This window comes from Amorphus sp. MBR-141 (genome assembly GCF_053628695.1).
Map to the genome: position 1 here is coordinate 119542 of NZ_JBRJGW010000016.1, position 26239 is coordinate 145780.

29 protein-coding genes are annotated in these 26239 nt (G+C 71.7%); 4 read left to right on the top strand and 25 right to left on the bottom strand.

Going from position 1 to position 26239, the window contains the following annotated elements:
* Window positions 1–52: 52 nt before the first annotated feature.
* From ACSSVZ_RS19940 to ACSSVZ_RS19950, 3 genes are read right to left on the bottom strand one after another with little or no spacing between them, the layout of a single operon-like run.
* Window positions 53–241 carry an anaerobic dehydrogenase gene (locus ACSSVZ_RS19940; RefSeq protein ID WP_453972490.1) on the bottom strand — a complete coding sequence of 63 codons (189 nt, stop codon included), beginning with the start codon at window positions 239–241 and terminating at the stop codon, window positions 53–55.
* Window positions 225–623: a hypothetical protein gene (locus ACSSVZ_RS19945; RefSeq protein ID WP_453972491.1), complete on the bottom strand. Its 399-nt coding sequence runs from the start codon at window positions 621–623 to the stop codon at window positions 225–227. The genes ACSSVZ_RS19940 and ACSSVZ_RS19945 overlap by 17 nt, the downstream gene beginning before the upstream one ends.
* Entirely contained in the window at window positions 620–1648 is a 1029-nt protein-coding gene (locus ACSSVZ_RS19950) for a peptidoglycan-binding protein (RefSeq protein WP_453972492.1), read from the bottom strand. The genes ACSSVZ_RS19945 and ACSSVZ_RS19950 overlap by 4 nt, the downstream gene beginning before the upstream one ends.
* 501 nt (window positions 1649–2149) lie before the next feature.
* Here ACSSVZ_RS19950 and ACSSVZ_RS19955 point away from each other — a divergent pair.
* Window positions 2150–2350 (top strand): hypothetical protein, encoded by a 201-nt coding sequence (locus ACSSVZ_RS19955; protein WP_453972493.1) that lies wholly within the window; start codon window positions 2150–2152, stop codon window positions 2348–2350.
* Between the two features lie 408 nt (window positions 2351–2758).
* On the opposite strand, the gene ACSSVZ_RS19960 is transcribed toward ACSSVZ_RS19955, so the two are convergent.
* The 17 genes from ACSSVZ_RS19960 to ACSSVZ_RS20040 form a co-directional block, all read right to left on the bottom strand.
* Window positions 2759–6652: a baseplate multidomain protein megatron gene (locus ACSSVZ_RS19960; protein ID WP_453972494.1), complete on the bottom strand. Its 3894-nt coding sequence runs from the start codon at window positions 6650–6652 to the stop codon at window positions 2759–2761.
* Window positions 6652–7089: an NlpC/P60 family protein gene (locus ACSSVZ_RS19965; protein WP_453972495.1), complete on the bottom strand. Its 438-nt coding sequence runs from the start codon at window positions 7087–7089 to the stop codon at window positions 6652–6654. The genes ACSSVZ_RS19960 and ACSSVZ_RS19965 overlap by 1 nt, the downstream gene beginning before the upstream one ends.
* Window positions 7089–7970 (bottom strand): DUF2163 domain-containing protein, encoded by an 882-nt coding sequence (locus tag ACSSVZ_RS19970; protein WP_453972496.1) that lies wholly within the window; start codon window positions 7968–7970, stop codon window positions 7089–7091. Before ACSSVZ_RS19970 ends, ACSSVZ_RS19965 begins: the two co-directional genes overlap by 1 nt.
* Entirely contained in the window at window positions 7967–8611 is a 645-nt protein-coding gene (locus tag ACSSVZ_RS19975) for a phage distal tail protein, Rcc01695 family (protein WP_453972497.1), read from the bottom strand. Before ACSSVZ_RS19975 ends, ACSSVZ_RS19970 begins: the two co-directional genes overlap by 4 nt.
* Window positions 8612–9176: 565 nt before the next feature.
* Window positions 9177–9767, bottom strand: coding sequence for a phage tail tape measure protein (locus ACSSVZ_RS19980; RefSeq protein WP_453972498.1), 591 nt, complete (start codon window positions 9765–9767; stop codon window positions 9177–9179).
* 10 nt (window positions 9768–9777) lie between these two features.
* Window positions 9778–9930, bottom strand: a complete 153-nt coding sequence (locus tag ACSSVZ_RS19985; protein WP_453972499.1) for a phage tail assembly chaperone — start codon at window positions 9928–9930, stop codon at window positions 9778–9780.
* A 176-nt stretch (window positions 9931–10106) separates the two neighbouring features.
* Window positions 10107–10454 (bottom strand): gene transfer agent family protein, encoded by a 348-nt coding sequence (locus ACSSVZ_RS19990; protein ID WP_453972500.1) that lies wholly within the window; start codon window positions 10452–10454, stop codon window positions 10107–10109.
* Window positions 10451–10864: a phage major tail protein, TP901-1 family gene (locus ACSSVZ_RS19995; RefSeq protein WP_453972501.1), complete on the bottom strand. Its 414-nt coding sequence runs from the start codon at window positions 10862–10864 to the stop codon at window positions 10451–10453. Before ACSSVZ_RS19995 ends, ACSSVZ_RS19990 begins: the two co-directional genes overlap by 4 nt.
* 534 nt (window positions 10865–11398) lie before the next feature.
* Window positions 11399–11827 carry a hypothetical protein gene (locus tag ACSSVZ_RS20000; RefSeq protein ID WP_453972502.1) on the bottom strand — a complete coding sequence of 143 codons (429 nt, stop codon included), beginning with the start codon at window positions 11825–11827 and terminating at the stop codon, window positions 11399–11401.
* A gap of 314 nt (window positions 11828–12141) precedes the next feature.
* Complete coding sequence (locus ACSSVZ_RS20005) at window positions 12142–12549, bottom strand: DUF3168 domain-containing protein (protein WP_453972503.1); 408 nt, start codon at window positions 12547–12549, stop codon at window positions 12142–12144.
* Entirely contained in the window at window positions 12549–12881 is a 333-nt protein-coding gene (locus ACSSVZ_RS20010; RefSeq protein WP_453972504.1) for a phage head closure protein, read from the bottom strand. Before ACSSVZ_RS20010 ends, ACSSVZ_RS20005 begins: the two co-directional genes overlap by 1 nt.
* Window positions 12878–13441 carry a head-tail connector protein gene (locus ACSSVZ_RS20015; RefSeq protein ID WP_453972505.1) on the bottom strand — a complete coding sequence of 188 codons (564 nt, stop codon included), beginning with the start codon at window positions 13439–13441 and terminating at the stop codon, window positions 12878–12880. Before ACSSVZ_RS20015 ends, ACSSVZ_RS20010 begins: the two co-directional genes overlap by 4 nt.
* Window positions 13442–14126: 685 nt before the next feature.
* A complete protein-coding gene (locus tag ACSSVZ_RS20020) occupies window positions 14127–15386 on the bottom strand; it encodes a phage major capsid protein (RefSeq protein ID WP_453972506.1) in 1260 nt (419 codons plus the stop codon).
* A gap of 117 nt (window positions 15387–15503) precedes the next feature.
* Window positions 15504–16220: an HK97 family phage prohead protease gene (locus ACSSVZ_RS20025; RefSeq protein ID WP_453972507.1), complete on the bottom strand. Its 717-nt coding sequence runs from the start codon at window positions 16218–16220 to the stop codon at window positions 15504–15506.
* Window positions 16217–16366, bottom strand: a complete 150-nt coding sequence (locus ACSSVZ_RS20030; protein WP_453972508.1) for a hypothetical protein — start codon at window positions 16364–16366, stop codon at window positions 16217–16219. The genes ACSSVZ_RS20025 and ACSSVZ_RS20030 overlap by 4 nt, the downstream gene beginning before the upstream one ends.
* A 907-nt stretch (window positions 16367–17273) precedes the next feature.
* The gene (locus tag ACSSVZ_RS20035; protein WP_453972509.1) at window positions 17274–17462 is read right to left on the bottom strand and encodes a hypothetical protein; all 189 of its coding nucleotides are present in this window, start codon (window positions 17460–17462) and stop codon (window positions 17274–17276) included.
* 1 nt (window position 17463) lies between these two features.
* Window positions 17464–18651, bottom strand: a complete 1188-nt coding sequence (locus ACSSVZ_RS20040) for a phage portal protein (protein ID WP_453972510.1) — start codon at window positions 18649–18651, stop codon at window positions 17464–17466.
* Between the two features lie 241 nt (window positions 18652–18892).
* Between ACSSVZ_RS20040 and ACSSVZ_RS20045 the strand changes: the two genes are divergently transcribed.
* Window positions 18893–19357, top strand: coding sequence for a hypothetical protein (locus tag ACSSVZ_RS20045; RefSeq protein ID WP_453972511.1), 465 nt, complete (start codon window positions 18893–18895; stop codon window positions 19355–19357).
* Between the two features lie 119 nt (window positions 19358–19476).
* On the opposite strand, the gene ACSSVZ_RS20050 is transcribed toward ACSSVZ_RS20045, so the two are convergent.
* Window positions 19477–20835 carry a DNA-packaging protein gene (locus ACSSVZ_RS20050; protein WP_453972512.1) on the bottom strand — a complete coding sequence of 453 codons (1359 nt, stop codon included), beginning with the start codon at window positions 20833–20835 and terminating at the stop codon, window positions 19477–19479.
* Complete coding sequence (locus tag ACSSVZ_RS20055) at window positions 20753–21088, bottom strand: hypothetical protein (RefSeq protein ID WP_453972513.1); 336 nt, start codon at window positions 21086–21088, stop codon at window positions 20753–20755. The genes ACSSVZ_RS20050 and ACSSVZ_RS20055 overlap by 83 nt, the downstream gene beginning before the upstream one ends.
* Window positions 21089–22406: 1318 nt before the next feature.
* Here ACSSVZ_RS20055 and ACSSVZ_RS20060 point away from each other — a divergent pair.
* Window positions 22407–23378 carry an IS1595 family transposase gene (locus tag ACSSVZ_RS20060; RefSeq protein ID WP_453972514.1) on the top strand — a complete coding sequence of 324 codons (972 nt, stop codon included), beginning with the start codon at window positions 22407–22409 and terminating at the stop codon, window positions 23376–23378.
* 524 nt (window positions 23379–23902) lie between these two features.
* On the top strand, window positions 23903–24499 hold the full coding sequence (locus tag ACSSVZ_RS20065) for a hypothetical protein (RefSeq protein ID WP_453972515.1): 597 nt from the start codon (window positions 23903–23905) through the stop codon (window positions 24497–24499).
* A 547-nt stretch (window positions 24500–25046) separates the two neighbouring features.
* Here the strand turns inward: ACSSVZ_RS20065 and ACSSVZ_RS20070 are convergent.
* The 3 genes from ACSSVZ_RS20070 to ACSSVZ_RS20080 all read right to left on the bottom strand — a co-directional run bounded on the left by ACSSVZ_RS20070 (window position 25047) and on the right by ACSSVZ_RS20080 (window position 26101).
* Entirely contained in the window at window positions 25047–25361 is a 315-nt protein-coding gene (locus tag ACSSVZ_RS20070) for a HigA family addiction module antitoxin (protein WP_453972516.1), read from the bottom strand.
* Between the two features lie 89 nt (window positions 25362–25450).
* Window positions 25451–25753, bottom strand: a complete 303-nt coding sequence (locus ACSSVZ_RS20075) for a GIY-YIG nuclease family protein (RefSeq protein WP_453972517.1) — start codon at window positions 25751–25753, stop codon at window positions 25451–25453.
* Between the two features lie 120 nt (window positions 25754–25873).
* A complete protein-coding gene (locus tag ACSSVZ_RS20080) occupies window positions 25874–26101 on the bottom strand; it encodes a hypothetical protein (protein WP_453972518.1) in 228 nt (75 codons plus the stop codon).
* Window positions 26102–26239 lie beyond the last annotated feature (138 nt).

A 26239-nucleotide genomic window follows, 5' to 3' on the forward strand; every position in this document is an offset into this window, starting at 1 on the left:
GGCGGGGGTCTCCCCGCCCGTTTTGCGTTGACCCATCTCGCGCGCCCGCACCTCACCCGCGCAGCCCCGCGTCGCGCACGCCGTAGAACGTCTTCAGCCCCCGGTGCCGCCCCTTGCAGGCGACCAGCGCGGCGCGATCCCTCGCCCACAGCGCCACCACCGCGCTCTGGCCGATCCCCGCAGCCGCCCCCGTCTCGCCGGCGAGCCGGACGGGATCGTCGCAGTCACGGGTGAGGGCCACCGGCGGCTCCGCCAGGCTGGGCCTCACCGCCGATCCGGTCGAGGAGACGCAGCCTGTCAGGGCCGAGCCCGCAAGCATCGCTGTCAGGCAGGCCACGGCTTTCATCTTCAATCTCCGTAACGAGCGTCCTCAACCGGTCGTTCTCGTCGGCGAGCGCCGCCGCGAGATCCGCCCCGGCCTTCAGCGCGATGTCATTGGCGGCCGCCTGGCGCAGCCGTTCCGCCGCCACGGCGGCGCGCGCGGCCGTGGCGCAGTCGGCCCGTCCCCGGTCATAGGCGCGATCGACGGCCCACCAGCCGGCCAGCGCCAGCCCGGCGACCGCGTAGGCCTTCCACGGGATGCGCCCGGCAAGCACCAACACCGATGCGGCGGCGCCGATCATCCCGCGCCCCCGAGCCATCGCGGCAACGCCCCCGCCCGCTTCATCGTCCGGTAGGCCTGCAGCCCCAGCAGCGCGACCACCACGAGCCCGAACACCGCGTGGACCAGGGTGCCGGCGGTGAAGATCGTCTGTCCCTGCCGGGCCGCCTCGACCGCCTGCTCGATCCCCTGCCCCGCCAGCCCCGCGCCCGCCAGCGCGCCGCCGCCGCCCACCGCCAGCGCCTGCCGGGCGGCCGCCTGCTGCTCGCTTTCCTCGCGCGCCGGCCCGGCGCCCGCCACCTCCTCCGTGTCGGCCACGGCCAGGCCGGCACCTGCCGCCTCGCCTCGTGCCCGGGCGGCCATCATCGCGTCGATCGCGGTGCGGGTGCGCGGTCCCAGGACGCCGTCGACGACGAGCCCGTTCTGCCGCTGGGCGACCCGCACCACGAAGCCGGTGCGGTCGTCGAGGCGCCCGTTGACGGGCACCGCGTAGCCGAGGCGGCGCAGCTTCGCCTGATAGGCCCGCACCACCGCCGCATCGTTCTCCGCCGCGGCATCGTCGCTCGCCGGGGCCGGCACCCGCGCCGCGCCCACCGGCCGGTCCGGCGGATAGGCCTTCCACGGCAGCTGCCAGTGCGGATAATCCTTGAAGGAACGCCAGTCGCCGCCCCATTCGACGGGCACGTCCAGCTCGCGCGCGGCGGTCTTCACCGCCATCTCCAGCCGCCGCCACGCATCCGCGCCCTGGGGCGAGGCGGGGCTGGCCCAGTGGTCGGCACCGTCGATGTCGCCGTCCCGGTCCACGTCGAACGCCAGCACCAGATCGACCGCATGGCAGACGCCGTTCGCACCCCGGATGTGGCGGGAGTTCATGGTCCTGGAGACGCCGCGGCGGACGTTCTCGCGCTGGCGTTCGACGCTCCGCACCCCCTCGAACACCCGGAACGGCACCGGTGACAGGTCGGCGGCGCGCGCAACGATCCGGACGAGATCGGGGTGCACGCCTGCAAGCGCCGCACGGTCGCGCGGCAACAGGGTCATGGTCATCGCAATGTCCTCGATGGGTGAGCGGGATGCCGGCCAGGCAGCGCCGGCCGTCGCCCCGAGCCCGAGCCGGCCACGGCGCGACCGCACGTCGGCCGGCGGGCCGTTCGCCGCCGCGGCGGACGGCGGTTGCAATTTTAGGTCGTAGACTTCATTGTGGAGTGCGTCGGCCCACGCCGGCAGCGAAGGTCGGTTCCCTGAGCATCGTCCGAGGAGCGTCTCATCGGGGGGGGCCTCGCCGGTCGTGCACGGCAGCGGCCGGCGAAGCGCGGGCTAGGCAGGTCGGCGCCCGCGACAGCTTGTCGCTGCTGCCGTATCAAACCGCCACCGGGGGTGGTATGCTGCGGATATCGTCCAGTTTTCCGACGGTTCCGACCAGTCCAGGCGCGATGCCGGCGCCCGCAAATCGTTTGCGGCGCAGCATCGGACTTGGTAAATTTGGACTGACTCGATCGGGTATGTCGTCGGTGCTGTGATCGACGACGGGGGCAACGAGGAGCGGCTTTGCCACATTATCAGGTCGGCCTCATCGGCGGCACGTTGAAGATCAAGACCCGCGGGTGGCTGCAGAGCTACGAGCGCAAGCGGGAAGTGCCGGTTTGGCGCCTTGGCCGATGGTATTTCATCTGGATTTCGAACCAGGACTTCATGTGGCTCAGCCTTGAGAACAAGCACAAGCGCCGCATGAAGAAGATTTACCACTAGGTTCTTCGAAGTCAGGTGGTCACACCTGACGGATAAGAACCGATAAGAAACGTCTCCGGATTCAAACCCTTTGGCAGTTCCTCTTCGCTCGGATCGGTTCGATCTGCACGGGAAATGCTCCAGCGCACAACGAAAGCGGGGCTGACTGGCCTCGGTTCATGCAAGACGATCGGTTCGGATCTCTTGGAGCGGGATGGGAACGGAAAGCCGGCTTCCCCTTTTCCTTATCCGGCTCTGGAAGCAGCTATCCCCCTGCACTCCTCGGACATTGCCTGACCTCGAGACCGCCGGGCACGCCTCGACGACCGCCCCCCAGCCGCGCAGTGGTCCCTCCACCGGCCGCGATCGGCCGGGCGGCCAACGCCACGGCCGCGACCGGCGCCCGCTTTCCGCGCCCGGCCGACCCGATCAGAGGTTGAGGACCGCGGTCCGGGCGACACCGGCGCCGATGCCGATCGCCAGCTGGGCGATCCGCACCTCCAGCGCCGCCGGCAGCGCCCCGAAGTCCGCCACCTGATCCGCCACCTCGTAGACGAAGCCGGGCGTGCCGACCTCGACGGCACGCACCACCACGCCCGCCTGCAGGATCTCCAGCCGGTAGCGCTCCACCGTCTCGCCGAGCGGCACGTCCTCGCCGCTCCAGTCGTCGCCGCCGACCCGCGTGCGGCGGATCCACGACAGCGTCACCCGCCCGTCGTCGGCCCGCCGTGCCCGCGGATGCACCGGGCTCAGCGGCAGGATCACCCGCCCCGCCGCCGTGAACGCGGTCTCCACCACCGCCGCTCCGGCAATGCCGCCAGCCGGCGGCCCGATCCGGTAGGTGCGCGGAAGCCCGAGCGCGCTGCGGTCGAGCGGCACCGTCGTCACCGCCGGCGTCAGGAGCACCGCCGCGGTCCCGGCCGCATGCCCCGCCGCCATCGCATCCTCGGTACCGAGCTGGCCGCGCAGCAGCCGGCTCAGCCGGTAGCGCCGCTCCGCCACCAGCTCGGCAGCCGCGAACTGCAGCACCTCCCAGGTGCCGGCGTTCGAGCGCACCGCCAGCGCGTTGGCGCCGGCGAACACGTCGGCGTCGGTCCGGCTCGACAGGCTGCCCCCCGCCAGATCGACCAACAGAGTATGGACGCGGTCCCAGCGCCCGAGCGGCCCGGCGTCCAGCGGCGCCGCCAGCGTGCCCATCGTCGCCGGCGCCACCACCGTAGCCACCGCCTCGAAGCTCGCGCCGCTGGCGCTCCGCCACACCGTCTCCGCCCCCGGCCACGGCGCCGCGAACGCCGCCACGCGCGGCCGGTGGTCGTCGCCGTCGACGAGCCGCGGCAGGTCCAGGAACACCACGTGCGGCGGCCCGTAGCTCCCCGCCGGGCTCGGCGTCCGGCCCACGCCGATGGCCGCCGCCGGCCGGAACACCGCCGCCTCGTGGCTGCGCGCCTCCACCCGCCGATGGCCGGCGTCCTCGATCTCCTCCAGCGTGACGGTCCGCTCGCCGGCGCGGGTGGCGAGCGCCACCACGTCGCCCGGCTCCAGCGCGATGCGGCTCGGCGGCAGCGCGAACGACAGCCGCGTCCGCTCCGCCCAGCGCGCGTGCAGCCGCCGGTCGGCCGCCTGCCCCGCCAGCCCGTCCCAGAGGGCCGCCGGCAGGGCGAGGTCCGCCACCTGCCGGCTCGCCCCCACCAGCCGCCGCGACAGCGCGGTGGAGGCGGAAAAATCCTTCAGCGTGTCCCGGTAGGAGATCCGGAGCTCGATGGGCAGCTCGCTCGCCTGCTCGCGCACCACCGAGACCAGCACGCCCTCGGCGTCGGCGGTGTCGACCAGCTCGGGCTCCGCAATGGTGGCCGCCAGCCGCCCGCCCCGGTCGGCGAAGCGCACATGGGTGCCGGCGTCGATGCCGACGAAGCCGAACGCCTCGCCGAGCGGCGCCAGCACCGACCGCAAGGTGGCCGGCGCCTCGACGGCGATCCCGTCGATCACCGTGTCGAGCCCGACGACCTCCGGGTCGGCGAGCCCCCAGTCGGCGAACAGCGCCCGCACCAGCCCGGCCAGGCTGGTTCCGCCCAGCCGGCCGTTGAGCCAATGGCCGCGCTGCCAGTTCGGCCCGTCCGACCACGCATCCTCGCGCTGGGGAAAGGCCGGAAACGGCCGCGCGTCCCACGTCCAGGCGTGGATCCCGTCGGCCGCCACCATGCGCCAGCCCTCGCCCGGGTGCGGCGGGTTCACCGCCTCGTCCGATCCGAACTCGGGGTCGAAGCCGCCCGCGATCGCCTCCAGGTAGCGGCGCTGGACGGCGTCGTCGCGCCCGCCCGAGGAAAAGTACGGAAAGAAGGATTCCGACGACTTCGGATCGTAGAAGACGTTCGGCTGGTTGGCGCCGCGGTCGATCGCCGGGCAGCCCACCTCGGTGAACCACACCGGCTTCATGGCCGCCGTCCACGCCGTCGGCGCGCCCGCCTCGACGCCGCCCGGCCGGTCGAAATGTGCGTTTCCCCACCATCCCGCCAGGTCCTTGTAGCGGAACACCCAGGGCTTGCCGTGGGCACCGTCGGTGATCGGCGTGCGCGTCTGGGCGTTCCGGTCCGCGCCGCTGGCATAGAACCAGTCGAACCCCTCGCCCCCCGCCAGGTTGCCGGCGAGATAGGCGAGATCGGTGGGCCCATAGGCGTCGGCGGCGTCGAGCTGGTCGCCGTCGCGCCAGTCCGACAGCGGCCAGTAGACGTCGATGCCGACGAAATCGACGGCGCTCCGCGCCCACAGCGGGTCGAGATGGAAGTGCACGTCGCCGGTGCCGTCGGCCGGCTGATGGCCGAAATACTCCGACCAGTCCGCCGCATAGGAGATCTTGGTTCCCGCCCGCAGCACGCCGCGCACGTCGTCGGCGAGATCGCAGAGGCCGGCCACGAACGGATAGGTGCCGGCGTCCGAGCGCGTCCAGGTGAGCCCGCGCAGCTCCGAGCCGATCAGAAAGGCATCGACCCCGCCCGCCGCCTCGCACAGATGCGCGTAATGCAGGATCATCCGGCGCAGCGACCACTCGTCGGGGCCCGAATAGGCGATCCCGCCGTCCGAAGCCGCGAAGTCGCCCGGCCCCGCCGCCCCTAGGATCGCCGCCACCTGGCCCGCCGCCGCCCCGGTCTTGTCGGGCGAACCGGGCTCGCCCGGCGCCGGGTGCACGCTGATCCGCCCGCGCCAGGGATGCGGCGCCTGCTCCGCCCCGCCATAGGGATCCGGCAGGCAGTTGCCGGCCGGAATGTCCATCAGCACGAACGGATAGAACACCACCTTCAGCCCGCGCGCCTTCAGGTGCTGGATCGCCGCGACGACGCTCGCGTCGGACGGCGTGCCGCCATAGGCCGGCCGGTCCTCGATGCGCGAGGTCAGCCGCGCCGCGCCGCGCTCCAGCCCGCTCACCCGCCAGGTCGCCCCGGTCGTCTCGCGGGTGGCATCCTCCACCTTCGGCTCGATCCGGCAGTGGCCGGCGCGCAGGTCGTCGCCGAACCACGCCACCACCAGCGACACCCGCTCCAGCGCCGGGCACAGCGCCTGCAGCTCGTCCAGCGACGCCTCCAGGTCCGAGCCCGCCGTCGTCGCGTGGCGATTGTCGCTGACGCTGCGTCCCGGGCCGAGCGTCCGCCTCACTTCCCCCGGCTCATAGCCGAACTCGGTGGCGCCCGGGATCAGCGTCACCGCCTTCAGCATCCCCTCCAGCCGGTCGACGACGCGGATCACCTCGAAAGAGAGCTGCGGCAGCCGGTTGCCGTAGGGTCCGACCGGCATCCGCTCGAAGACGACGTACGCCAGGCCGCGATAGGCCGGCGCGGTGCCCTGCTTCGCCTCGATCAGCGGATCGGGCATCTGGTCCTCCGCGCCGAGATGCACCCGGTGCGTCACCATCTCCCGGTCGAGCAGCTTGCCGTCGGCCCAGATCCGGCCGATGCGCGCGACCGGCCCCTCGCACACCCCCACCGCGAAGCTCGCGAAATAGGCGTAGGAGGAATTCTCCGGCTGCGCCCCGCCCTTGCCGCCGGCGCTCTCCTCCACCACCACCGTCTCCTCGAAGCGGGTGGCCCAGATCACCGTGCCCGACAGCCGCATGCGGCCATAGACGCGCGGGATCGGCGTGCCCTCGGTGGAGGCCTGCACGCCGAGATCGTCGAGCTTGCCGGTGGGCGTCGATGCCTTCGAGCCGCCGAACAGGGCGTCGTCTGCGACGGCGCCGGCGAGCGCGCCCGCCGCCCGGCCGACCAGCGCGCCGACCGGCCCGAACAGGCCGCCGACCGCCTGGCCGGCGGTGGAAAGGACCAGCGTTCCCATCAGTCGCACACTCCCGGAAAGGCGAAGACGAAGGCGAGCCGGCGCACCCACCAGGGCGACAGCGGGCTCGCCACCACCCCGCCGGCCGCGTCGTAAGCGTGGAGAAAGCGCTCCGGCGTCACGAGAATCCCGGCGTGCTTGGCCGGCACCCCCATCCGCCAGCGAAACAGCAGCAGGTCGCCCGGCCGCCGCGCCTCGGGCGCCACCGGCACCAGGTGCCGGAAGCCCGCCGCCGCCAGCGCCTCCTCGCCGCCCGCCTCGGCCCAGTCGGGCGTGTAGACCGGCACCGGCTCGGGCTCCGGCCCGATGGTCTCCCGCCACACGCCGCGCACCAGGCCCAGGCAGTCGCAGCCGACGCCCCTGAGCGAGGCCTGATGGCGATAGGGCGTGCCGCGCCAGGCTTCCGCCGCCGCCACGATCTCCGCCCGCGTCGCCATCACGCCAGCCTCCCGCCGTCGTTGTCGCCGCTAAAGGATGCCGACGCCAGCGCCGCGTCGTTGCCCGGCATGTGCGGAAAGCCGCGGAAGTTCAGCGCGTTGTCGAACCGCTCGGCGCAGGTGGCGAAGCGCTTGTCGCAGCCGGCCGTGAGCACCACGTGGTCGCCGGTCAGGATCTCGGCCGCCATCGGCTGCCACAGATCGATCCGCCACGTGGCGTTGCTGTGCGCCTTGATCTCCGCCGCGCGTCCGGCGTTGAGACCGCTTACAAACGCCAGCCGGCCATGGGCGAACCAGCCGTCGGAAAAGCCCGCGAGCCCGCTCACCGACAGGCCGGCGCGGCCGTGGACGCTGGTCACCTCCGCCTCCAGCCGGTAGGCCGGATCGCCGAGGTCGACGCCGCAGCGGCCATCGCCCAGGTCCGCGTCGCAGCGCGGCTGGAACAGCCGTCCGGCGACGATGTCGAGGTCGACCGTCGGCCCGCGCACCTCCGCCCGGAACGCGCCGTCCGCCCGCGTCACCTCGCCGATGCTGCCCCGGCGCAGCCGCACCCGGTCTTCGACCGACGCCCAGTTGACCAGCCACAGCTCCACCGCCGCGCCGTCATAGACGCCGCCCTCCAGCTCGCCCGCCGCCAGCCGGTCGTCGGTCAGCGCCCCCTCGATCTCGAAGCCGCCCACCGCGAGCCCGCTGGCGGCGACGTCGGAACTCGCGGCCAACCCGCCCTCGGCCGAGTGCACCACGCCGTCGAAGACGAGGTCCCGGTCGTGGTCGGTGAACCCCAGCACCGTGCCGTCGCCCCGGGTCAGCCGCCAGCAGCGGCAGAGCGTGGTGGTGCCGCCGGCCAGATGCGCGGCCAACCCGTCGGGAAGCGTCTTCACAGCCGGATCTCCACGATCGGAACGGACGGCAGCGCGCCGGCGGCAAACGCCGTCAGCGAGATTTCCAGCCGGTCGGTGTCGAACCGCACCGGCACGTCGAACAGGAACCCCGCCGTCACCGCCGATCCGATGCCCGGCACCGCCCCCGGCTGAAACGTCACGACGCCGGTCGCCCCATCCACGGTGAAGTGGACGCCGGCGGTCTGCTCGACCCCGCCGACGGCCACGCGAACCGTCTCCGCCACCGGCTTGTCGATCCGCCGCACCCAGGGCGCATGCGCGCCGCCATAGGTCTTGGCGAGCTGGAACGTCGCCGTCGCCCCGTCGCCGGTGCCGATCGGCTGGTCCAGCGGCGTCGGCGCGGCGCTCGGGATGCCGGAGCGGTGGTCGACCGGATCGCGGTAGCGAAACCCGGTCAGCCGGCCGCGCCGCTCCTCGAAGAAGACCGCCACCGCATGCAGGTCGTCGAGCGAGCGCACGCCCGAGCCCGCATCGTAGCGCCGGCGCGAATCCGCCCAGCGCGCGTTGCGCTCCTCGTGGCCGGAGCCCAGCACGACGATCTCGGTCCGCCGCTCCGGCCCCCCGCTCGCCCCGAACGCCACGGCAAGCGGAAACAGCACCTCATGAAAGGCCGTTGTCATTGGCTGTGATCCCTTGGATGTGGGGGATTCGTCGGGTCAGCTCTCGCGAGCGCAGGTTGGTTTTGGTCCGCTCACGCCGAGCGCAGGTTTCTGGTCCGCTCACGCCGAGCGCGCTGGCGCGCGCCGGCTCCGCGAGGGCGCCCTGGCCGGCCGGCGCGCGGTCGCGCGCTGGCGGGTGCCGTCCTTCGGGCCCGCGGTTCTGTCGCCGCCTCACCCCAACCTCCGCTCATCCCCGCGAAAGCGGGGATCCATAGGGCCTGTCGGCTGGCCCCGACGGAATGACGGGCTCTCCCGAACCTGCCCCAAACTCCGCTCACGCCGAGCGCGCTGGCGCGCGCCGGCTCCGCGAGGGCGCCCTGACCGGGCGGCGCGCGGTCGCGCGCTGGCGAGTGCAATCCGGTCAGGCAGAGGTCGCGTCACTGCGACGCCCGCCCCAAACTCCGCTCATTCCCGCGAAAGCGGGAATCCAGGGCCGAACACCGCAGCATCGGAGACCTACGCGCCAGTCCCCAGCCTTCGCAGGTCCTGAGAGTAAGTTGCCTCCGCCCCAACCCCTCAATTCCCCTCAGCTCCCCCGCCGGCCGCGCCCCACCGCACGCGCCAGCATCGCCGTCACCTGTGCCTCCGACCGCCGGAAGCTCTCGGCATCGGGCGTATTCACCGTCATCGTCACGTGCACCGGCGCGCCGCCGCCGGCCGACACGCCGAGCCGCCCGTCGGGACCGCGCGCGAGCGGCAGGATCGCCTCGGGCCCCGCCTCGCCGGCCAGGCCGGTGCGGCCGCCCCCCAGCGGAAACGTCGCCGGCGCGCCGATCACCCCGCCCTCGGCGAACGGCAGCAGGTTGCCGGCCGTCTTCACGGCGCCGGCCGCCGCCGCACCCAGGATCGAGGTGCCGAGCCCGACGGCGCCGCCGAGCAGCGTCTCGCCGAGCGGCTTCAGCGCCGCCTTCAGCACCGAGGCCGAGATGCTGCGCGCCGCCGCCGCCAGCACGCCGTCGAGGCGCTTGCCCTCGAGAACCGCCTGCCTCAGCCCGCCCACCACGGTGGTGGAGAAGCGCTCCGCCGCGCGCTCCAGGTCGGCGGAGGTGCGCGCCACCGCCGCCTCCAGCGCGGCCGCGTCGAAGCCCGCGCCCGGGTCGTTGGGATCGGTCGCCATGCTCGCTCCTTCAGGGTTGGTCGTCGTGGTCGATCAGCGTGCGCAGACGGCTTGTATCGACCGCCGCCGCGCTGTTCGGCGCCAGCGCCGCCGCCAGTTCCGGCACGCTCATCGCCCAGAAGGCGGCGGGCGGCAGCCGCAGGGTGCCGAGCCCGAAGCGCATCGCCGCCTCCCACGGAAACGCCGCCGCACGAGCCCCATCGGCCGTGCCGCTGTCCACCGGAGTGCCGGACGGCTCGGAAGCGGTGCGAGGCGGAGCGGGAGCCGGATCGCCGTCCGCACCGGCGACGCAACATCGGATCCGAGCCGTTCGCCCTTGCCTTGGAAGGGCGGACGGCGCTACCGAGGGTCCGGGTCGCCCGGCGCCTCCGGCTCGCCGCCGAACGTCGCGGTCAGCAGGTCGGTGACGATGGCGGCGAACCCCGCCGCCCCGCCGGGCGTCGTCATCGCCGCCACCTGGTCGTCCTCGATCGGATGACCGGCGCCGCGCAGCCCCGCCCCGATCACCCGGACCGCGTCCTCGGCCTTCAGCCGGCCCGAGCCGAACCGTTCCGCCAGCCCGACCAGGTCGCCGGCCTGGAACGCCGCCTCCAGCTCGGCCAGCGCGCCGAGCGTCAGGCAGAGCGTAAACCGCCGCCCGTCGAGGACGGCGGCGATCTCGCCGCGATGCCGGTTCGCCATGGTCATGCCGCCGCAAACGCCAGCTCGCCGGCCGATTCCAGCGAGATCTCGTAGGTGACCTCGCCGTCGTGGTTGCCGGCGTAGTCGAGCCCGGTGAGCTGGAACGGCCCGGAGACGGTGCCGAAATCGGGGATCACCACCTGCCAGCTGCGGATCGCACCCGCAAAGAAGATGGTCCGCGCCGCCGCGTCCGAGCTTGCATCCTTGAAGATGCCGGATCCCGACAGGCTGGCGCGCCGCACGCCTGCGCCGTCGAGCAGCTCGCGCCAGCGCCCGGCCGATTCCGTGTCGGTCACGTCCACCGCATCGGCGTTGAACGACAGCCGCCGGGCGCGCAGCCCCGCCACCGTCACGAACGACCCCGCCCCGCTCTCGTCGAGCCGGAGCACCAGGTCCCTGCCCCGCTGTGCGCCCATTTGGCACCTCCTGTCTGGTGAATGCGACGGTTCGTCCGGTGGTCCGGACGCGCGCCACCGCCCCGGCCCCGCAAGACACCCGGCGATCGCGTCGATGAATGGTCGGTTCAGTTGATCGGTTGCCGGTTCAAGTGCGCCCCGGCCTCCGCCCCAACCTCCGCTCATCCCCGCGAAAGCGGGGATCCAGGGCGGCACGCCGCGGAGGCTGTCGCTGTTTTCCTGTTCCCCTCACGCCGGATGCGCTGCGCGCCCCGGCTCCAGGAGGGCGGCCTGACCGGCCGGCGCGCAGTCGCGCGCTGGCGGGTGTCGTCCTTCGTGCCCGCGTATCGCACGCAGCCCGCCCCAACTTCCGCTCATCCCCGCGAAAGCGGGGATCCATAGGGCCTGTCGCCTGGCGCCCAACGGAATGCAGGGTTTCTCCGTCGCCAGCCCCAATACTCCGCTCATTCCAGCGAAGGCTGGAATCCAGCTACGTCCGTTGATCCAGACCAGGACGCGAGCGGACGCCCGCAGCCCGCCCCGGCCGTCCCGCCGCTAGCGCGCGTAGTTGTAGATCGCGCAGGGGTCGGAGTTGGGTGTCGGCGTCGCGTCACCGGTGTAGACGATCAGGCTCAGCCCGCCGTCGAGCGGCGTCAGCACAACGAAGGTCGCCGGGTTGCCCGGCATGCCGCAGAACTTGTTGCCGTTCAGGAGCTCCGGATCGGCCGGCGGCGCCAGCTTGAAGATCTCGCCCTCGACGGAGGCGCTCTGGCCGCCCCAGTTGCCCTCGGCCGAGCCGGCCGGCGCGATCCCCAGCTTGGTGCCGTTCTGGAACTGGATGGTCTTCGCGGCGATCTCGATGTTGCCGGTGATCGACGTCGCGGTGTTGCTGAGCGCATCCCACTCGCCGTCGAAATCCGCCGCCGCAGCCCCCTGCGCCAGCCCACACGCCACCAGCGCCGCCAGCATCATCCGTGTCTTCATCCGTCTCGCTCCCTCGGGCCATCACCGTCTCTGCCCGCACGATAGAGCCTGAAGTTGCCAGCGTCACGACGGGAGGGGTTGAATTCCTGTTCCCCTCACGCCGAGTGCGCTTCGCGCACCGGCTCCGGGTGGGCGGCCTCCGGCCGGCGGGCAGTCGCCCGCTGGTGGGCGAAGTCCTGACAGACCCCCGGTTCTATCGCCAGAGTGCCCCACACTCCGCTCATCCCCGCGAAGGCGGGGATCCAGGGCCACACGGCCAGCGCTTGCGAACCCGCCCGGCCCTCAGGCCATCCCGCAAATGCGCGGAACCGCCCCTACTGCGCCACCTCCGTGACCGCACGAAACCGCAGGCTCGCCACCACCGACTTGCGGTCGCGCGCCTCGCGCAGCCCCCGGTCGGCGAGGCTCAGCGACACCAGCCGGTGCCCGTCGAGCGGCAGCGCCGCCCCGGACAGCACCGTCTCGATGCGCGCCGCGATCGCCGCCGCCTCGGCCCGGCCCTCGGCCGTCGAATGGACCTCCAGCGCCAGCCGGTGCTCGACCAGCGGCGGCAGGTCGCCGTCGACGGGCCGCGCGCCCGCCTCGCCGAACGCCGCGAACGGATGCGCCGCCCCGCGCGGCGCCCGGTCATGCACCCGCGCCCCGCCGAGCAGCGCCACCAGTTCCGCGTCGCCCACCAGCGCGGCATGGATCGCCGCCTGCAGCGCAAGCCCCGCGTCCATCAGCGTCCCTCCTCTTCGGCGTCCAGCACCAGGAACCGATCGCCCCGCCCGGCCGGCCGCGTCGCCCGCACGGCGAGAACCCGCCCGCCGAGCACGAGCCGCTGGCCGCTCGCGACCCCGTCCCGCGCCCGGATCGTCACCCGGTGCGTGGCGACCCCGCCCAGCCGGCCCGACCGGTCGCGCTCAACCGCCGAGACCGCCTCCACGTTCGCCCAGACGGTCGCGACCGTCGCCCACGACACCGTCGCCCCGCCGGCGCCGTCGCCGGTGCGCAGCGGCGCCTCGATGCGGACGCGCCGGTCGAGCGCCCCGATGGGCAGATCCCCGCTCATGCCACCCTCGTCAGCCGGTACGGCCGCATCAGGCTGTCGACGCCGAGCTTCAGCGGCTCCGGCACCGCGGCGAGTGCGGCTTCCCGGTGCGCGTACCAGTGCGCCACCAGCATCAGCACCGCCTGGCGCAGCGGCTCGGGCACCTGGGCCGGCTCGGGGCCGTAGCCGGCGGTGATGTCGATCTCCACCTGGCAGGCGGCGACCAGCGGCCGCACGCCCGGCAGGATGCGCAGCCGCGACGAGGCGAGATCGACCACATAGGCGTCGGCCGCCAGCACGCGCGCGGTCCCGTCGGCGCCGCGCAGGCTCACCGCATCGACGGACATCACCGGGGCCGGTTCGAGCCGGACGATGCCGGCCGGCCGCACGTCGTCGCGGACGATCCGCCAGCCCTGCTCCAGCAGCGCCCGCCCGGTCGCGGCCTCCACATGCCGGCGCGCCGCCGCGATCAGGTCGACGATCGCCGCATCTTCGTCCGCCGCGTCGACGCGCAGGTGCGCCCGGGCCGCGGCCAGCGTCACCGGCTCCACCTTCGGCGGCTCGGTCAGGATGGCGGTCATGGTCCCTCCGGAAAAAAGAAGGCCCGGCGCCCCGTCTGCCGTCGATCAGGGGATCGACAAGCCATTGGGATGCCGGGCCAGGTGGCGCGGGGAAGTTCGGTCAGGTTTCTTTGCCCTCACGCCGAGTGCGCTTCGCGCACCGGCTCCGGGAGGGCGGGCTGTTGTTGGTCCGCTCGCGTGAGCGCGCTTCGCGCGCCGCTGCACGGGGCGCGGCCTGACCGGCCGGCGCGCGGTCGCGCGCTGGTGGGTGAGGTCCGGACAGGCCTGCGGTGTGTCTCCAAAGCGCCCCCCACACTCCGCTCATCCCCGCGAAGGCGGGGATCCATAGGGCCTGTCGGCAGATCCCGGCGGAATGAGTTGTCCCCATACCCAGCCCCCAAACTCCGCTCATTCCAGCGAAGGCTGGAATCCAGTTCGGGCCGTCGAACCGGGCCAGGACGCGCCAGGATGCGCGCAGCATCCGCCCCGCACCTCATCGCGCCCTGCGGCCTGCAGCGAGCTCAGCACCTGGATTCCAGCCTTCGCTGGAATGAGCGGGTGTGATGGCTCTCCCGCCGTTGCTCCAACCGCTCATCCCCGCGAAAGCGGGGATCCAGGGCCAGGAGCCGCAGCTTCGGAGCGTGCCGCCCTGGACTCCCGCCTTCGCGGGAGTGAGCGGAGTGCGGTGAACCTCCGAGCCCTCCGCTCAGCTCGCGCCGAACTTCAGGAGCTTGATGGCGTCGAAGTCCTGGACCCCGCCGCCGACGCGCTTGGTGGTGTAGAAGAGGATGTAGGGCTTGGCGGAATAAGGATCGCGCAGCACCCGCACCCCCATCCGGTCGACGATCAGGTAGCCGCGGCGGAAGTCGCCGAAGGCGATCGCCATGGCGTCCGCCGCCATGTCCGGCATGTCCTCCGCCTCGACGACGGCGAAGTTCATCAGCGAGGCCGTCCCGCCCGGCACCGCCGGCGGCTGCCACAGGTAGGTGTCGTCGCCGTCCTTCATCCGCCGCACCGCCGCCTGGGTCCGCCGGTTCATGACGAAGCTGGCGTTCTGGCGGTAGCCGGCCTTCAGCGCGTAGACGAGGTCGATCAGCACGTCGCCGGGGTCGGCGGCCGGGAACGCCGCGTCGACGCCGGTGGCGAGGTAGCCGATCTTCTCCCAGGCCCACGCGCTCTCGGCGACGGTGGGATAGGCGAGGAACCCGGTCGGCTTCTTGTCGCCGTCGCCGGCCACGAAGGCCGCCCCCTCCTGCTCGGCGAACGCCTGGTCGATCTCCTCCGCCAGCCACTGGCCGATGTCGATCGCCGCGTCGTCGAGCAGCGTCGCGGTCGCCGCCGGCATGGCGTAGAGCTCCATCGTCGGGAACACGAGTTCCTTCAGCACCGGCGCCGCCGTCTCCGGCCGGGCGTCGGTCTCGCCGACCCAGCCCGCCGCCGGGCCGGAGGTGGCGAACGGCTTCTTGTAGCCGGTGCCGGAAATCTGCCGCACGCCGGAGATGCCGCGGATCGGCGAGATCTGCGCCAGCCGGCGGCCGATCTCGCGGTCCACCTCCTCCGGCACCAGGTAGCCGGCGTCGTCGGAGGCGGCCGTCAGCGCCTTCGTCTCCAGCGCCTTCAGGTCGTGGTCGCGGCCGGCCCGCACATAGGCCTCGAACGCCGCCTTGTGCTCCAGCGTCACGCCGCTGCGGACAACCGCCGCGTCGCCGCCGATCGCCGGGCGGCGCGCCTTCAGCACCAGCTCGTCGACGCGGGCCTTGTGGGCGTCCAGCGCCCGGTCGACCCGGTCGAGCTTCTCCAGCGTCACCACGTCGGCGCTGGAGCGCTTCTCCAGGTCGCCGAGGCGCCGGTCGTTGGTCTCCTTGAACACCTCGAACGCCCCCATGAAGTCGGAGAACGCGGCGCTGAGTTCGCCGTCGGTGGGAACCGCCTTGGTCTCGGCGGCGCGGTCGTGCAATCCGGTCATGCGTGTGCTCCTCGCGTGGATGGAACGGGATGGAAAAGGGGCGCGTGTGTCCGCCGCGTCCCGTGTGCGGTCGATGGGCAGCGTTCCCGCCGCCGGTTGGTCGAAGTGCTCGGGTGGTCAGCCCGACCCGAGGATCCGCGCCGCCCGCCGGAAGCCGGCCGCAAGCCGCGCCCGGTCGGCCGCAACCGACACTGAAGCCGCCTTCGCGGCCCGGGCCCGCGCCTCGGGCAGCATCGGGAAGGTCACGATGGAGATCTCCCAGAGATCGACTTCCATCAGGATCCGGTGGCCGGTCGCCCGGTCGGTGCGGGCGCGCACGGTCCTGAAACCGATGGAGAGCCCGTCCAGCACGCCCTCGCGCATCAGCGCGCGCACCTCGCGGGCCCGGGTCGTCTCGGTGGTCAGCCGGCCGCGCACGAACAGGCCGCGCGCGTCCTCGGCGATGGTCAGCCAGCGGCCGATCGGCTCGGCCGGATCGTGCTGGTAGAGGAGCTTGACGGCCCCGGCCCCCTTGGCCGCCAGCCCGGCGGCAAACGCCCCCGGCGCCACCACGTCGCCCGACAGATCGGCCCGGCCGAACAGCGTCGCGTAGCCGGAGAACGACCCGTCCACCGACACCGTCGGCTGCGGCGCCGGCGAAAACTTCACCTCCAGCGCGGTGCCAGACGGCGCAGCGGCGGTGCCCCGGTATCCCGTCGCCGCCATCTTCGTCTCGGCCGGTCGAAGGCCCCCGGCCGCCTCGCGGCCGCCCACCATCTCGCGACTACCCACCATCTCGCGGCCGCCCACCGCCTCCCGGTCGATGCCGCCCGCCCGATCCCGGGACCCGCTCATCGCCCCACCTCGACGATCCGCGGCCCCCGGCCCGACCGGCTCCCGGACGTCCGCCCGATCAGCCGCGCCATCTCCGCCGCGAACGCGGCGAACACGCCCCTGTGGTCGGCCGGCATCGCCCCCGACCCCCTGCTGTGCATCTGCATGTGTTCTCTCCAGAAGAGCCCAAATCTCCGCTCATCCCCGCGAAAGCGGGGATCCAGGGCGGCGCGCCGCAGCCTTGTTTCTTGACCCCTCACGCCGGATGCGCTCCGCGCACCGGCTCCGGGTGGGCGGCCTCCGGCCGGCGCGCGGTCGCGCGCTGGCGGGTGGTGTCCTGACAGGCCTCGCGTGTGTCGCGCGAAGCCCACCCCAATCTCCGCTCATCCCCGCGAAAGCGGGGATCCAGGGCCACGGGCCGCAGCCCTGTTTTTCTTCCCCTCACGCCGAGTGCGCTTCGCGCACCGGCTCCGGGTGGGCGGCCTGGCCTGGTCTGCTCACGCGAGCGCGCTTCGCGCGCCGCTGCGCGGGCGCGGCCTGACCGGCCGGCGCGCGGTCGCGCGCTGGTGGGTGCCGTCCGGCCGGCCCTGCCGTGTATCACCCGGTCCCAACCCCAAACTCCGCTCATCCCCGCGAAAGCGGGGATCCATAGGGCCTGTCGGCAGACGCCCAACGGGATGACGGCGTGTCCGGAAACCGCCGAAAACTCCGCTCATTCCAGCGAAGGCTGGAATCCAGTTCGGGCCGTTGATCCGGGCCAAGACGCGAGAAGTGCGCGCAGCCACGCCACGCGCCTTATCCCACCCTTCAATTTGCAGCAGGCTCGGCAACTGGATTCCAGCCTTCGCTGGAATGAGCGGGTGTAATGGCTCCCGGCCTTGCCCCCAAAATCCGCGCACCGGTTCCGGGCGGGCGGCCTGACTGTGGTCCGCTCAAGGCCACGCCGCATCCCTCCCACCAGCGCGCGACCGCGCGCCGGCCGGAGGCCGCCCTCGCGGAGCCGATGCGCGTCAGCGCATTCGGCGTGAGCGGACCAAAACAGGCCGCCCCCCGGACCCCCAAACTCCACCCCCCTCACCCCCGCTCCCGGAAGATCGCCGTCAGCCGGGCGATCTCGTTGACGAAATCGTTGAAGCGCCGGTTGGACGCCGCCAGCTCGCGCAGCGCCCACACCGACAGCGCGCTGGCCGAGCTCGCCCACAGGAACAGCGCGAGGTGGGCGAGGTCGCCGCGCTCGACGACCGACTGGGTGACCGGATCCACCTCATCCCTCCGGCGCCGGCGGATCGCCGCGCGGCGAGTAGCCGACCGCCGCCCGCTTCTCGTCGTCGCTGAGGAACGACGCCGCCTCCAGCCGCCGCCACAGCGCCTCGCGCTCGGCCGACAGCGCCTCGATCCGGTCGGCGTCACAGGCAAGCCGCAGCCCGTCGCCGAACGCCGGGCCGAGCCAGCCGCCGAGCGCCTCCAGCGTGCGCCCCACCAGCGGCAGCACCGTCTGGCGCCACAGCGCCCGGTTCGCCTCCTGGTAGTTGGCAAAGGTGTTGTCGCCGGGAATGCCCAGCAGCATCGGCGGCACCCCGAAGGCGAGCGCGATCTCCCGCGCCGCCTGGTTCTTCGCCTCGATGAAGTCCATGTCCTTCGGGGTGAGCGCCATCGCCCGCCAGTCGAGCCCGCCTTCCAGCAGCAGCGGCCGCCCGGCGTTGCGCGCGCCCTGGTAGCCATCTTCCAGCTCGCTCTTCAGCCGCTCGAACTGGTCGGCCGTCAGCGTCCCGTCGCCGCCGGAATAGACCAGCGCGCCGGACGGCCGCGCCGCGTTGTCCAGGAGCGCCTTGTTCCAGGCGCCGGCGGCGTTGTGGATGTCCAGGCTCGTCTGCGCCGCCTCGATGGGGGCGAAGCCGTAGTGGTCGTTGAGGGGATGGAACAGCGTCAGGTGCAGGATCGGCGCCAGCCCCTCGCCGGCCACGGAAAACCGCACCGCGCGCCCGCCGACGGTGTACTCGAACGCCTCCGGCCAGCCGCTCGCCCCCGGCAGCACGCGCATCCGGTCAGGCCGGAGCGCGAACAGCTCGCGCACCCGCCCCTCCACGCTGACGGCCTCCAGATAGGCGTTGCCGGCCACCAGCAGGTGCCCGTAAACGGCCTCCAGCAGCCCCGTCCCCGCCTGGCCGCCGTTCGGCCGGGCGAGGAGATCCGTCAGCGGATGACGCTCGATCTCGGCCTCGCCGCGGTAGAGCAGCACCGGCACGCTGGCCGCCGCCTCGGCGATCATCCGCACGCAGCGGTAGACCACCGGGTTGCGCCCGAAGCCCTCCCGGGCGAGCGCCCCGTAGTCGCGCGGCGTCCACACCGGCCGGCCGAGGGTGGAGACGGCGATCAGCGGTCCGGTGCGCGAGGCCTTCGCCTCGGGCGCGGCCGTCCCGCCCGGCCGCCTGAAGAAGCGATCGATCAGCATGTGGGGGGTCCTGTCTGAAGGGCCATGGGAGGAAACGGGGGGAAGCGGCGCTCCGCCCCCGTCCCGCGCTTGAGCTTTTGCCGCGATCACGCACTATGATGGGCGCACGCCGTCCGATCGCTCGGACCGGACCTCGTGCCGCGCGCCCCAAGCCGGTGACGGCCCCGCCATGCCGGTCCGGCCTGCCGTCCCGAAACGGGCCCTCTCCGGTGTCCCGCCAACCCCGCCCGCGGAGCCCGCCATGACCCACCGTTTCGCGCCGCTGCTTCTCATCGTCGCCGCCGTCGCGATCGCCGCCCCGGCGGCCGCCGCGACCCACTGCCTGGATGTCGATGCGCGGCGCGGCTGGCAGTATCTGGAGCTGCCGGACAGCTTCATGATCGACTGGTACTTCGACGCCGACTGGACCGTGGATGCGCGCTCCTATCCCCCGGTCGGGGTCGAGGGGCACCGCGGCGCCGACGCGACGGCGCTGGAGCCCTACGCCGGGTTCAAGCTGGTGCGGTCGCTGCCGTTCGGGCGCCTGCTCTACACCGACGGCGACATCGTCGCCAACTACGCGGCCCTCGACGAAGAGCTGGAAGCCGCCGCGCGCGTCGGGCGCCCGCTCGACGCCGCGCGGCTCGGGTTCCGCATCAACGACGCCGACGCGGCGCTTGCCGACAACGCCGGCAAGGCCACCGTCTGCTTCCAGTCCTTCGACTGACCCTGCCTCGAAGCCTGTCCCCGTCGGATCGCCGCGATCTGCGAAAGGGAATGGCTCGAGCGCTTGGGCCCGCTGCGATTCCGGATCGATCAGACGTCACCGCCTGATCGCAAAAGCCTCTACACCCGCCGGATCGCCGGCCGGCTCTGGGGCGTGAGCATCAGCGTGGTGATCGCCCAGACCAGCGCGTCGAGCCGGTCGGGCGAGCGGCCGTTCGCCGTGCCGTCGGGCCCGAAGCCGCAGAGCTCGTCCTCCAGCTCGGGGAACGCGCCGGCGTGGCGCACCCGGCCCTGGGCGTAGAGCGTCGCCACCGGTTCCGCCCTGAGCCACTTGCCCCGGTGCGCCCGCACGTTGGTCACCGGCACCGAACCGTCCACCTGGCGGATGACGGCGGCCACCATGTCGCCGCCCTGGTTCACCTCGGCCACCAGCGCGTCCGCCTCGAAGCGCCGGTAGGTGGCGATGGCGCGCGCCGCCCACACGTCAGGCGCCGCCGCCGACACCGTGTCGTCGGCCAGCACGTAGCCGATGCCGTCGGCGCCGATCCCGGCCGCCACGATGCCGCACACCGAGGCGCGCCCGCCCGCGGCCGGCGGGTCCACCGCCACCACGATGCGCGCGAGCGCCGGCGCCGCCGCGATCCGCGCCCGCTCAACCGCGTCGCGGCTCCACAGCGCGTCCTCCCGGTCGGCCAGGATCTCGCCCTCCAGCTCCTGGCGGCCCAGCCGCGTGCCGCGGTAGCGCCCGACCACCCGGTCGAGGAAGCCAGGCGCCAGGTTCGCCGCGTTGTCCTTGGTCGGCATCCGCGCAACGCGCGTCCGCGGCGCCTCCATCAGCCGGGTCAGCAGCGGGATCGGCCGCGGCGTCGTCGTCACCGCTTGGCGCGGCCGCTCGCCCAGGCGCAGCGCGAACTGCAGCATGTCCCACGCCTCCTCCGCCTGGCGCCATTTCGCCAGCTCGTCGGCCCAGGCGGCGCCGAACTGCGGCCCGCGCAGGCTCTCCGGATCGTCCGCCGAAAACAGCTCCGCCACCGCGCCGTTCTTCCATTCCAGCCGCCGGCGCGAGGGCTGCCAGAGCGGCCGCTCGTCGGCCGAATGCACCGACAACAGCCCCGATACCCCCTCGATCATCACGGCGCGGGCGTCGATCAGGTTCTCGCCCACCAGCGCGATGCGGCCGACGGGGGCTTCGGCGAAGCCGTCCTTGCCCAGCGCCATGCCCTTCACCCATTCCGCGCCGGCCCGCGTCTTGCCGGCGCCGCGCCCGCCGAGGATCAGCCACACCGTCCAGTCGCCGTCGGGCGGCAGCTGCTCGTCGCGGGCGACGAACGTCCATTCGCGCGCCAGCCACGCCAGCGTCTCGTGGGGCAGCTCGGCCAGGAAGTCGGCCCGCCCCTCAGCGTCCAGCCCGTCGAGCGAGGCGATCAAGGCGGCCCGCAAGGTCCTGTCGGAGGGTATCGATGTCGGCCCGTTGGTCATGCGTCGCCTCTCCGCCGTCGGCCTGCGCCTTGCGGTCGAGGGCAAGCAGGATGTCGAGGGTGCGCGCCAGCGCCGCCAGCACCCGCGTGTCGCGTTCCGCGTCGTCGGCGGCGTCGGGATCGAAGCGCGCCTCGATGGCGGCGATGCGGGCCTCGAACACCCGGTAGAGGCGGGCGATCATCGCCGCCCGGTCGGCCGCCGTCCGCCGCAACCGCCGCCCCCTCAGCCGCATCGCCATCGGCGGGTGCGGCAACGGGGCAGGTCTGCTCTCCCTCACGCCGGATGCGCTTCGCGCCCCGGCTCCGGGCGGGCGCGCCGCCCGGGCGGGTTTATTCTCCCTCACGCCGGATGCGCTTCGCGCCCCGGCTCCGGGTGGGCGGCCTGCGGCCGGCGCGCGGTCGCGCGCTGGCGGGTGCTCCCCAACGGATCCCGTTTCCGGCCCCGGCGCGCCCTCCAAACTCCGCTCATCCCCGCGAAAGCGGGGATCCATAGGGCCTGTCGTGACCCCCTCACCCAAGCTCATCTGCGCGGAGTCTTGTCCCCTCACGCCGGATGCGCTGCGCGCACCGGCTCCGGGCGGGCGGCCTCCGGCCGGCGGGCAGTCGCCCGCTGGCGGGTGCACGCCAACGGATCCCATTTCCGGCCCCGGCGCCTCCCCAAAAACTCCGCTCATCCCCGCGAAGGCGGGGATCCAGGGCGCCGGGCTCCGGCGTCGGCGGCTCGGCAGCCCCGCCGCCACCGTCGTCCTGGCGGCCGGGCACCCCGGCCCCCTGGGGCGGCCGGAGCGTCCGGTCCCAGCCGTGCCGCCGGGCGCGGGCGCGCAGGCCCGATTCCGTCATGCCGCAGCGGTCGCCGATCTCGCGCAGCGACCCCTCGCCCGCCTCGAACGCGGCCTTCGCCGCCGCCCAGTCCGGTTCGAATCGGCGAGCGCCCTCGTCCATCGCGTCATGTCCCGTGTGTGGTGAACCAAAAAAGGCGCGCAGGAGCGCGCCCTGGGGGGTCTTGATCTGCTCGCGCCGGGTCGCTCCGCGCCCCGGCTCAGCAAGGGCGGCCTGCTATCGGTCCGCTCACGCGAGCTCGCTTCGCTCGCCGCTGCGCGGGCGCGGCCTCCGGCCGGCGCGCGGTCGCGCGCTGGCGGGTGCGGTCCGGCGGGTCCGTGCCCGGTTTCCTCCGGCGCCCGCCCAACACACCGCTCATTCCTGCGAAGGCAGGAATCCAGGGCGGTTTATTCCGCTCACGCCGGGTCGCTCCGTGCCCCGGCTCCGCGAGGGCGGCCTCCGGCCGGCGGGCGGTCGCCCGCTGGCGGGTGCGCTCCGGCAAGGCCCGTTTCCGGGGCCGACGCCCGCCCAAACCTCCGCTCATCCCCGCGAAAGCGGGGATCCAGGGCCGCACACGCGGCCTCAACCCAAATGTCCTGAAACGCCAGACCCGCGCCGCCGTCCCCCGGCCGCAACTCTCCGACGATGCCTGAACCCTACCGGACCAGCGTCACGCTGTCAAGGATTTTTTTCCTAATTATATACTTGACAAAAGTGGGCATCTGGCTACCTTAGAGGGGCAGGAGAAAACCAATGCACGCTGACCTTCAGGACCCGATCTTTCACGACGACACCGCAGCCCGCGAAGCCCTTGAGGCCGTCCGCTGGCCGCATGGTCCGACTTGCCCCAAGTGCGGCAACGCCGATCCGTCCACCATTGCGATGGTTGAGGGCACCAAGCGGTCGCACCGCCCGGGCCTGCGCTACTGCAATGCGTGCAAGGGTCAGTTCACCGTCACCGTCGGAACCGTGTTCGAGCGCTCAAAGGTCCCGCTGACGAAGTGGTGGCTCGCCGTGCACCTGCTGGGCGCGTCCAAGAAGGGCATGTCAGCGCACCAGCTGCACCGCATGCTGGGCGTCACCTACAAGACGGCGTGGTTCATGGCGCACCGCATTCGCGAAGCCATGCGCGAAGGATCGTTTGAGACCCCGATGGGCGGAAACGGTCAGCCGGTTGAGGCCGACGAGACTTATTTCGGCAAGCGCGAGGACAACTACGTCTCTCCGCAGCGCAAGGGCCGTCCCTACAAGTCCAAGAAGTCGGCGACCGGCAAGCGCGCGGTTGTCGGACTGGTCGAGCGCGGCGGCACTGTCCGCACGTTCCACGTCAAGCATGCCACCAAGGACAACGTCCGCAACATTCTGGTGCAGAACGTCACCCGCGAAGCGGTGCTCTACACGGACGAATCACGCCTCTACACCGAGACCGGCAAAGAGTACCGCGAGCACCACACCGTGAAGCACTCCGCTGGCGAATATGCGCGCGGCGCCGTCCACACGAACACGATTGAGGGCTATTTCTCGATCTTCAAGCGCGGCATGAAAGGCGTCTACCAGCACTGCGGCGAAGCCCACCTGCACCGCTACCTTGCCGAGTTCGATTTCCGCTACAACCGCCGCACCAAGCTCGGGTTCACCGACAAGGAACGCGTCGACGCCATCATGCAGGGCATCGAAGGCAAGCGCCTGACCTATCGGCGGATTAACGAAGCCGCGCACGCTTAGACAGAAGGCGAGGAAGCTCCAGCGCCATCGAAAGCGCAAGCGGAGGGTGGATAATCCCCCGTCCTCCCCAGATTCCTAACAAAAAAGATCAAACCGAGAACGCTGCCGACTCGACTCCGGGGCGGAAATCTCGGATCGTTGATTCGGCAGCTCCAAGACCGGCTCACGGGAAGCATCCGTGGCGAGGGACGCAATCCCGCGTGCCCGGTCAGGCCGGGGATTAACCCGGCAGGAGGCAAGCGCATGGCTATCACATGCACCCTGCCAAGAGCCGTACACGTCACCTTCTACGTGCGTGTACGGAACGGACAGACAGAGTTTGTCCGTGAGCACTGCCGGAGCTACCCAAGGAGGTAGCGCCGACCCCAACCTTGGCCCCGCTTCGGCGGGGTCTTTTTTTCATGCGAGAAGCATAAACCGGATTCCCGGTGCGCCGCTAGCGGAATTATCCGCTAGGCTTTGTGTCTCCCGGCCTCTCTTTGCCCTTCGGCTTTCCGCCTTTGGGCTCATGCGGCTTCGGAGGCGTGTTCACCAAGCGCTCCATTATGCGCCTGGTTTCGTCCAGGTTGTTGTCGGCGGTTTTCGGGGCAGGTTCTGTCATGTTCGGACCCAGAGAAGTTCCACATATCTCCGCGGATCATTTCGCGGCGTTCGGGCGAATCTTACACGCATTCGCCCGCGTTGAGAGCCTCTACGAAGCAGCCATCATGTCGGCGCTGGAACTGGAGCCCTTTCAGGCCGCGATGACGCTGGCGCAATCCGGATACGAACAGAAGAAGCAATTGCTGTTCGCCATCATCGAAGAATCATCGGCGTCGGCCGATCAGGCCAAGGAGTTCAAGAAGCTAATCGACGCCATCAGCGCCAAGTCGGCGCTACGGAACAACATCGCTCACTGTGTCTGGCGCGGCGGCAAAAGGACCGGCTCGATCAAACCCTTCGTTATCAAGACCAAGGCCAAACTGCTGCTGCTAGGCCACAGCGACCGCGAGAGAGATTGGATCGCCGCCGAACTGCACGCGGAGGCGGACGATCTGCTAGAGCGCGCTTCCGCGTTCAAGACCTTCCTTGCCGACCATGGGATGCTGCCCGCTGGCACCCCCGGCGAACCCGCTCAATAACGCCGCATAAGCGTCACTAGACGCTTCGCGATACGCCTCGATCATCTCAGGCGTGATTCTGATCTTCGGTGCCGGCCTGTCGCGACCCATCATAGGATTATTTCCACTTTTGTCACGTATATAATTGGGATTTTTTTCCTAATTGCGAGCTTCTCCCTCAGTGGTTGCGACCCGCGCCCGACTCGCGCATTCTATGAACTAATTTCGAGTGGTCGGAACGGCACTGAGTGTCGATCGCAGTGATCAGCCGAAATTCACGCACGCGGCTCAGACCCGCCCCAATGCGCGCAGCTCAGACCTGCACACATCGCACCGGCTCAGACCCGATTTCTCGACCAGCACAGCCCTGGCCAAGCGCTTGGCCCCGGCGTGCTCCCGAAATCCGTTGGTTCCGCGGCCGCGGACCGGAGTTTCTTCCATGAAACATTCGGTCAAAATCGTCCTTAGGATCGATTTGGCGATGGTCTTGTTTGGCATCGCAGCGATTCTAACGATTTTCTACTAGAGAGGAAGCGGTGGGCTCGCCCACCGCTTCCAACTCTCAGCCTCACGCCGCCCTCGGCTCGATCCCGTCCAGCTCCCCCGCAATCTCCCGCCGCCGTTCCATCAGGTCGAAGTCCGCCTGCAGGCCGAGGAAGAAGCCTTCGGACATCCCGAAATAGCGGGCGAGGCGGAGGTCGGTATCGGCGGTGATCGCCCGCTTGCCCAGCACGATCTCGTTGATCCGCCGCGGCGGCACGCGCACCGCCCGGGCGAGCCCGTTCTGGCTCAGCCCCATCGGCGTCAGGAAGTCCTCCAGGAGGATCTCGCCCGGATGCGGGTTCGGCAAAAGCTCAGTCGTGCGTGTCGACGGGTCCGACATTCCCCGGTCCTCCTCACCGTCAGTCCTGCCCCGCCCCCACCCTTCACTCCGCTCATCCCCGCGAAGGCGGGGATCCAGGGCGGCGGGTCTCAGAGCAGGCTGTCGTAGAGATCGCGCCAGGCGGGGTTCAGCGCCTCGATCATCCGAAGCTTCCAGCGCCGCCGCCATTTCTTGATCTGCCGCTCGCGCACGAACGCGGCCTCGCGCGTGTCGTGAACCTCATACCAGACCAGCCCGACGACCCCGTATGCGCTGGTGAAGCCCGGCCTGACCTTGGTTCGGTGCTCGTGGACGCGACGGGCGAGGTCGTCCGTCATGCCGGTATAAAGCGTCCCGTTCGGCTCGCTGGCGAGAATGTAGACGTAAAATCCATCGGGAAGCCTTCGCCGCACGTTGCTTCTCGTAAGTCTACAGCGACGCCCGGAGCAAGCAGCCCTGGATTCCCGCCTTCGCGGGAATGAGCGGAATTTGGGCGCGGCCGCCGAGCGTCAACGGCATCTCCGCGCACGCCGTCACACGGCGACAGCCTCCAAGCATCCACCTGCCCGCTCCACGTCGGCCACAGCCGAGGCGATCGCGTGGACGAGGTTCTTCGCCCCCCGGTCGAAGTCCAGCAGGATCCGGCCGCGCACGACGGAGACGGTCGCGTCGTCGCATCCGCTCTCGTAAAGGCTGTCCTCCAGCGCGTCGGACGCGAGATCGAGCCCCGATGCGACGATGGTAAACGAATGGGCCTTCACCCCTTGCTCCTTCCATTCGTTCCTGTCGCGGCCATCCCCTTTACTCCGCTTGTGTCTGATTTGTGTGGTTTGATTGAGCGTCGGGAGGCGTGGCGACGCCTCCCGACGCGGTCAGGTGGCCGTCTCTCCGCGGGTCGT

Coding starts and splice junctions, on each gene's coding strand:
- ACSSVZ_RS19980 (WP_453972498.1), bottom strand. CDS start 9,767: ATGGCGACCGATCCCAACGACCCGGGCGCGGGCTTCGACGCGGCCGCG.
- ACSSVZ_RS19950 (WP_453972492.1), bottom strand. CDS start 1,648: ATGACCATGACCCTGTTGCCGCGCGACCGTGCGGCGCTTGCAGGCGTG.
- ACSSVZ_RS19965 (WP_453972495.1), bottom strand. CDS start 7,089: ATGGCGACGCGGGCGGAGATCGTGGCGGCGGCGGAAGCCTGGCGCGGC.
- ACSSVZ_RS20015 (WP_453972505.1), bottom strand. CDS start 13,441: ATGACCGCCATCCTGACCGAGCCGCCGAAGGTGGAGCCGGTGACGCTG.
- ACSSVZ_RS20050 (WP_453972512.1), bottom strand. CDS start 20,835: ATGACCAACGGGCCGACATCGATACCCTCCGACAGGACCTTGCGGGCC.
- ACSSVZ_RS20045 (WP_453972511.1), top strand. CDS start 18,893: ATGACCCACCGTTTCGCGCCGCTGCTTCTCATCGTCGCCGCCGTCGCG.
- ACSSVZ_RS19960 (WP_453972494.1), bottom strand. CDS start 6,652: ATGGGAACGCTGGTCCTTTCCACCGCCGGCCAGGCGGTCGGCGGCCTG.
- ACSSVZ_RS19990 (WP_453972500.1), bottom strand. CDS start 10,454: ATGACCATGGCGAACCGGCATCGCGGCGAGATCGCCGCCGTCCTCGAC.
- ACSSVZ_RS20040 (WP_453972510.1), bottom strand. CDS start 18,651: ATGCTGATCGATCGCTTCTTCAGGCGGCCGGGCGGGACGGCCGCGCCC.
- ACSSVZ_RS20070 (WP_453972516.1), bottom strand. CDS start 25,361: ATGTCGGACCCGTCGACACGCACGACTGAGCTTTTGCCGAACCCGCAT.
- ACSSVZ_RS20010 (WP_453972504.1), bottom strand. CDS start 12,881: ATGAGCGGGGATCTGCCCATCGGGGCGCTCGACCGGCGCGTCCGCATC.
- ACSSVZ_RS19995 (WP_453972501.1), bottom strand. CDS start 10,864: ATGGGCGCACAGCGGGGCAGGGACCTGGTGCTCCGGCTCGACGAGAGC.
- ACSSVZ_RS19945 (WP_453972491.1), bottom strand. CDS start 623: ATGATCGGCGCCGCCGCATCGGTGTTGGTGCTTGCCGGGCGCATCCCG.
- ACSSVZ_RS20020 (WP_453972506.1), bottom strand. CDS start 15,386: ATGACCGGATTGCACGACCGCGCCGCCGAGACCAAGGCGGTTCCCACC.
- ACSSVZ_RS20025 (WP_453972507.1), bottom strand. CDS start 16,220: ATGAGCGGGTCCCGGGATCGGGCGGGCGGCATCGACCGGGAGGCGGTG.
- ACSSVZ_RS19985 (WP_453972499.1), bottom strand. CDS start 9,930: ATGCGCTTCGGGCTCGGCACCCTGCGGCTGCCGCCCGCCGCCTTCTGG.
- ACSSVZ_RS20030 (WP_453972508.1), bottom strand. CDS start 16,366: ATGCAGATGCACAGCAGGGGGTCGGGGGCGATGCCGGCCGACCACAGG.
- ACSSVZ_RS19975 (WP_453972497.1), bottom strand. CDS start 8,611: ATGACAACGGCCTTTCATGAGGTGCTGTTTCCGCTTGCCGTGGCGTTC.
- ACSSVZ_RS20060 (WP_453972514.1), top strand. CDS start 22,407: ATGCACGCTGACCTTCAGGACCCGATCTTTCACGACGACACCGCAGCC.
- ACSSVZ_RS20000 (WP_453972502.1), bottom strand. CDS start 11,827: ATGAAGACACGGATGATGCTGGCGGCGCTGGTGGCGTGTGGGCTGGCG.
- ACSSVZ_RS20005 (WP_453972503.1), bottom strand. CDS start 12,549: ATGGACGCGGGGCTTGCGCTGCAGGCGGCGATCCATGCCGCGCTGGTG.